This window comes from Roseivivax halotolerans (assembly GCF_900115815.1).
GTDB classification, from domain to species: domain Bacteria; phylum Pseudomonadota; class Alphaproteobacteria; order Rhodobacterales; family Rhodobacteraceae; genus Roseivivax; species Roseivivax halotolerans.
Genome location: NZ_FOXV01000030.1, coordinates 1 through 6,616, shown reverse-complemented (window position 1 = coordinate 6,616; position 6,616 = coordinate 1). Strand labels below are relative to the sequence as shown.

Sequence of the window (6,616 nt, the reverse complement as noted above, 5' to 3'; positions counted from 1 at the left end):
CTGGTTGCGGGAGTAGGATTTGAACCTACGACCTTCAGGTTATGAGCCTGACGAGCTACCGGACTGCTCCATCCCGCGGTATTTGTTATATGTTATCGTTATGAGAGATACGATTGTTATTGATCGGGCTTTACTAGGTTTGGCGGCGACCTACTCTCCCACGTCTTGAGACGCAGTACCATTGGCGCTGCGGCACTTAACGGCCGGGTTCGGAATGGGACCGGGTGTTTTGCTCGCGCTATGACCACCAAACCGAGGAAAGCCCGCAGCGCGTTTGCGCTTTGGTATCCTTCTGGAATGAAGGGGATCAACCTTTGTTGTCCAAGTTTTGTATTGCGGGTTTGTGTGCTTTTGGTCCGAGTGTTTGGCAATCCTGCCTTTTACTGGATCAAATCAAGCCTATCGGGCCATTAGTACCGGTCAACTGAGCGCATTGCTGCGCGTACATCTCCGGCCTATCGACGTGGTGGTCTTCCACGGCCCTCAGGGATACCTTGTTTTGAGGGGGGCTTCCCGCTTAGATGCCTTCAGCGGTTATCCTGTCCGATCATAGCTACCCTGCACTGCTGCTGGCGCAACAACAGGTCCACCAGTGGATCGTTCACCCCGGTCCTCTCGTACTAGGGGCAACTCCTCTCAAGTATCCTACACCCACGGCAGATAGGGACCGAACTGTCTCACGACGTTCTAAACCCAGCTCACGTACCTCTTTAAACGGCGAACAGCCGTACCCTTGGGACCTGCTCCAGCCCCAGGATGAGATGAGCCGACATCGAGGTGCCAAACACTGCCGTCGATATGGACTCTTGGGCAGTATCAGCCTGTTATCCCCGGCGTACCTTTTATCCGTTGAGCGATGGCCCTCCCACTTGGGACCACCGGATCACTATGGCCGTCTTTCGACTCTGCTCGACTTGTCAGTCTCGCAGTCAGGCTGGCTTCTGCCATTGCACTCAACGAGCGATTTCCGACCGCTCTGAGCCAACCTTCGCGCGCCTCCGTTACGATTTAGGAGGCGACCGCCCCAGTCAAACTACCCGCCACAGAGGGTCCCGGAACCGGATAACGGTTCGCGGTTAGACATCAAGCAGGCGAAGGGTGGTATCTCAAGGGTGGCTCCACCGGAACTGGCGTTCCGGTTTCAAAGCCTACCACCTATCCTGCACATCACATGCCTGATGCCAGTCTGAAGCTGTAGTAAAGGTGCACGGGGTCTTTCCGTCTAACCGCGGGTAGCCTGCATCTTGACAGGCAATTCAATTTCGCTGAGTCGACGTTGGAGACAGCGGGGAAGTCGTTACGCCATTCGTGCAGGTCGGAACTTACCCGACAAGGAATTTCGCTACCTTAGGACCGTTATAGTTACGGCCGCCGTTTACCTGGGCTTCAATTCGGAGCTTGCACCCCTCCTTTTAACCTTCAGGCACCGGGCAGGCGTCAGACCCTATACGTCGTCTTGCGACTTCGCAGAGCCCTGTGTTTTTAGTAAACAGTCGCCACCCCCTGGTTTGTGCCCCCAGCCAATACTTGCGTAGAAACTGGGCCTCCTTCTCGCGAACTTACGGAGGTATTTTGCCGAGTTCCTTCAACGTCGTTCTCTCAAGCGCCTTGGTATTCTCTACCAGTCCACCTGTGTCGGTTTAGGGTACGGTCTCATGGAGGGCTATTTCCAGGGACCCCTTGGCTGCCGATCCAATCCGATAAGGATCGACAACGTCCGGGATCCGTCACCATCTCCTGGCCCAGGAATATTAACCTGGTTCCCATCGGCTACGCCTTTCGGCCTCGCCTTAGGGGCCGGCTTACCCTGCTCAGATTAGCTTTAAGCAGGAACCCTTGGACTTTCGGCGAGAGTGTCTCTCACACTCTTTGTCGCTACTCATGTCATCATTCTCGCTAGTGATCACTCCACCGGATGGCTTACGCCCCGGCTTCACAGTAAAGCTCTCTCCTCCAATGTGGGCGAACCCACTAAGGAGGAATGAACCTATGTCACACTACGCTCCGCTACCATGCCATACGGCATCCTAAGCTTCGGCTCATGGCTTGAGCCCCGTTACATCTTCGCCGCAAGACAGCTTGTTTAGACCAGTGAGCTGTTACGCTATCTTTAAAGGATGGCTGCTTCTAAGCCAACCTCCTGGTTGTTTTGGCCGTCTCACCTGCTTTCCCACTTAGCCATGAATTGGGGGCCTTAGCTGTAGGTCAGGGTTGTTTCCCTCTCCACTACGGACGTTAGCATCCGCAGTGTGTCTGCCATCTAGTACTCCCGGGTATTCGGAGTTTGGTTAGGATCAGTAAGCCTGTGGGGCCCCATTACCCATCCAGTGCTCTACCCCCCGGGGTATTCGGATGACGCTCTACCTAAATAGATTTCGCGGAGAACCAGCTATCTCCGAGTTTGATTGGCCTTTCACCCCTAGGCACAACTCATCCCGACCTTTTTCAACAGGTGTGGGTTCGGACCTCCAGTTAGTGTTACCTAACCTTCATCCTGGTCATGCCTAGATCACTCGGTTTCGGGTCTGATCCATCTAACTCAACGCCCTATTCAGACTCGCTTTCGCTGCGCCTACACCTAACGGCTTAAGCTTGCTAGATAGACCAAGTCGATGACCCATTATACAAAAGGTACGCCGTCACAAGACTGGACACTTATAACATCTGCTCTCGCCTAGAATGGCACCGAGATCCGGAATTGCACCGTCTCGATCCCGGGATTGTCGTCGTAGATCCCCGCGTTCGAGCGATGGTCATAGCTGAGGCCCGCGCGCCAGCCATTCCGCATCTCGTAGCCGAGCTCCACCCCCGAGCGGAACGCAACCGGCCCGCCGAGATCGAACTCGTCTTCCACGTAAAGACCCGGCATCGCATGCAGTTCGGCATAGAACGGCGTCGATCCGAAGGGCACCGTGTAGGTGGTCCCGAGACCGATCCACGATCCCGCCTCGCCCGTCGACAGACCCAGGCTCGTGCCGAACGGCCCGAGCCGGTATCCCGGATCGTAGCGAAGATAGATCTCCGGGCTTTCCTCGGCATTGCGTTCGATCACCGAGCCGGCCGACAAGGCCAGTCGCGGCGACGTCTCCGTCTTGCCAAGGCAACCCGTTCCCGTTCCGCAGTAATTCGCGCTCATGTCGGTCAATCCCGCCACCAGCAACAATACTGCAAACGTCCCGTCGGCCATGTTCGTCCCTACCACTTCGTTGCTTGAGGGCTTTATGCCGCTCAATTCCTCAGGCAGGACCATGACCGCAGATTGTCATAAGAGTCCAGTCAAGCTCCGACTGATTGTAGGCGCTCGGTTTCAGGTACTGTTTCACTCCCCTCGTCGGGGTGCTTTTCACCTTTCCCTCACGGTACTGGTTCGCTATCGGTCAGCAAGGAGTACTTAGCCTTCGAGGGTGGTCCCCCGATCTTCAGACAGGATTTCACGTGTCCCGCCCTACTTAATACGTCCTCTCGAGCTTCCCGTACGGGGCTGTCACCCGCTACGGCCATGTTTTCCACCATGTTCCGGTCACTCTAAAGGCTCGGCTGGTCCCCGTTCGCTCGCCGCTACTAGGGGAGTATCAATTGATTTCCTTTCCTCCGGGTACTTAGATGTTTCAGTTCCCCGGGTTTGCTCTTATAACCCTATATATTCAGGTCATAAGTCCCTGTTTTACCCAATTATCAAGAACCTTGCGGCTAATAATAACTGAGTATCAGGTGGGTTGCCCCATTCGGAGATCCGCGGGTCAAAGCCTATTCTCGGCTCACCGCGGCTTATCGCAGAGTATCACGTCCTTCATCGCCTCTTGCTGCCAAGGCATCCACCAAACGCCCTTCTCGCGCTTGATTTGATCCAGTAAGAGACAGGATCTCTGCCGTCCCTGCGCGAAGGCAAGGCGACACATCCCATATCCTACTGATCAAAAGCATACTTTCCCGCGCTTTATTGTGTCCTACCGCCTTCGGCTACTTGAGGACGATTGCCGCTCAAGACCAAAGGTTTCGTCGCAATAAAGCACTTGTCTCACTGCCTCTATGCAAAGACAGTGAGTGGTTAGTGTACTTGACTTGGACAACAATTGCTCGTTTCAGAAGGGGTATATGAACAAGGTCGGCTAGACCCGGCGCATACCGCTCACTCGAGGTGAGACCAACTGAGGTCGCCAAACACTTATGGCAACCAAGCAATGTTGATTGTATCTCTCTTAACGATGTCATTGAGGCGTCCGATTGGACGGAACAGACGTTAACAAACGGCTGATCGATCTAATCGGGACGAGTTCTGGGACCAAATCCCCCGCCAGGAGGAAGTGGTGGGTCGAGGAGGACTTGAACCTCCGACCTCACGCTTATCAGGCGTGCGCTCTAACCACCTGAGCTACCGACCCACGTTGAATTGCCTGCAATTCAACGAGTGCGCGTCAGGCGGCTTTCCAAGGGAAAGCCTGCCGAGAGCGGCACCCCGTCGAGGTCGCAGCCAAAATCAAAGGGCCCGGAGCTGGTGGTGGAGCCTAGGAGGATCGAACTCCTGACCTCCTGAATGCAAATCAGGCGCTCTCCCAGCTGAGCTAAGGCCCCGTGCTATGGAACCCCGCACGGCGATCCGTGCAGGACCCAGCGTTCTGAAGAGATATGAGGACGGTTCGGTCTTATATGTCCATGAAGGACTGCTAAGTGACCCTCGAGATCGTCGTGACGATCTGCCAGGTCATCCTTAGAAAGGAGGTGATCCAGCCGCAGGTTCCCCTACGGCTACCTTGTTACGACTTCACCCCAGTCGCTGATCTTACCGTGGCCGGCTGCCTCCCGAAGGTTAGCGCACCGTCGTCAGGTAAAACCAACTCCCATGGTGTGACGGGCGGTGTGTACAAGGCCCGGGAACGTATTCACCGCGTCATGCTGTTACGCGATTACTAGCGATTCCGACTTCATGCCCTCGAGTTGCAGAGGACAATCCGAACTGAGATGGCTTTTGGGGATTAACCCACTGTCACCACCATTGTAGCACGTGTGTAGCCCAACCCGTAAGGGCCATGAGGACTTGACGTCATCCACACCTTCCTCCCGCTTATCACGGGCAGTTTCCCTAGAGTGCCCAGCCGAACTGCTGGCAACTAAGGATGTGGGTTGCGCTCGTTGCCGGACTTAACCGAACATCTCACGACACGAGCTGACGACAGCCATGCAGCACCTGTCACTGCGTCCCCGAAGGGAACCATCGGTCTCCCGATGTAGCACAGGATGTCAAGGGTTGGTAAGGTTCTGCGCGTTGCTTCGAATTAAACCACATGCTCCACCGCTTGTGCGGGCCCCCGTCAATTCCTTTGAGTTTTAATCTTGCGACCGTACTCCCCAGGCGGAATGCTTAATCCGTTAGGTGTGTCACCGAACAGCATGCTGCCCGACGACTGGCATTCATCGTTTACGGTGTGGACTACCAGGGTATCTAATCCTGTTTGCTCCCCACACTTTCGCACCTCAGCGTCAGTATCGAGCCAGTGAGCCGCCTTCGCCACTGGTGTTCCTGCGAATATCTACGAATTTCACCTCTACACTCGCAATTCCACTCACCTCTCTCGAACTCTAGACCGATAGTTTTGAAGGCAGTTCCGAGGTTGAGCCCCGGGATTTCACCCCCAACTTTCCGATCCGCCTACGTGCGCTTTACGCCCAGTAATTCCGAACAACGCTAACCCCCTCCGTATTACCGCGGCTGCTGGCACGGAGTTAGCCGGGGTTTCTTTACTGGGTACCGTCATTATCTTCCCCAGCGAAAGAGCTTTACGATCCTAAGACCTTCATCACTCACGCGGCATGGCTAGATCAGGCTTGCGCCCATTGTCTAAGATTCCCCACTGCTGCCTCCCGTAGGAGTCTGGGCCGTGTCTCAGTCCCAGTGTGGCTGATCATCCTCTAAAACCAGCTACTGATCGTCGGCTTGGTAGGCCATTACCCCACCAACTACCTAATCAGACGCGGGCCGATCCTTCTGCGATAAATCTTTCCCCCAAAGGGCGTATGCGGTATTAAACCCCGTTTCCAGGGACTATTCCGCACAGAAGGGCACGTTCCCACGCGTTACTCACCCGTCCGCCGCTAAGCCCGAAGGCTTCGCTCGACTTGCATGTGTTAAGCCTGCCGCCAGCGTTCGTTCTGAGCCAGGATCAAACTCTCAAGTTGAAACACCCTAAGGTGTTCTTGACGTTCGAACCCAAGCACATCCTTCCACTCGACTAAAAGTGAAAGGCCATCTGTTCTCACGTGCTTACGTCTCCAAAAGAAACGAAGCCGCTCAAACAGTGAAGCTGACACTCTCATCATCGGGCCGAAACCCTAAAGAGCCGATATGCCTGGACGTCTGTCGAGTTGATCGACCAAACCGCCCGCATATCTCTTCAGATACCAATAATGTCAAAGAGCCAGAGACAAAAACCAGACCAGTGCGCCCTATTCCTACGACGCGCCCGCCCAGCAATGCCTCAGATGTTATCCGCCTCGTCTGCGATCCGCTCGAACCCTCAGGCCCTCGCCGCCGCCCCGTCTGGCGCCCCAACCGCGCCTCAGCGCCGCCGGTGAAGCGCTATCTACGGATACCTCTCCAAACCCGCAAGAAGAAAATTCG

General features: G+C 55.3%; 3 tRNA genes and 3 rRNA genes. All 6 read right to left on the bottom strand.

Annotation, left to right across the window (positions count from 1 at the left end):
* Window position 1: 1 nt before the first annotated feature.
* Window positions 2-78: transfer RNA gene (locus BM171_RS18530), tRNA-Met, on the bottom strand.
* Window positions 79-137: 59 nt separating this feature from the next.
* Window positions 138-252, bottom strand: a 5S ribosomal RNA gene (rrf, locus tag BM171_RS18525).
* A 137-nt stretch (window positions 253-389) separates the two neighbouring features.
* Window positions 390-3,843, bottom strand: a 23S ribosomal RNA gene (locus BM171_RS18520).
* 462 nt (window positions 3,844-4,305) lie between these two features.
* Window positions 4,306-4,382: transfer RNA gene (locus BM171_RS18515), tRNA-Ile, on the bottom strand.
* Between the two features lie 114 nt (window positions 4,383-4,496).
* Window positions 4,497-4,572: transfer RNA gene (locus tag BM171_RS18510), tRNA-Ala, on the bottom strand.
* A 140-nt stretch (window positions 4,573-4,712) separates the two neighbouring features.
* Window positions 4,713-6,174: ribosomal RNA gene (locus tag BM171_RS18505) — 16S ribosomal RNA — on the bottom strand.
* The 16S, 23S and 5S rRNA genes sit together here with 3 tRNA genes alongside, the layout of an rRNA operon.
* Window positions 6,175-6,616 lie beyond the last annotated feature (442 nt).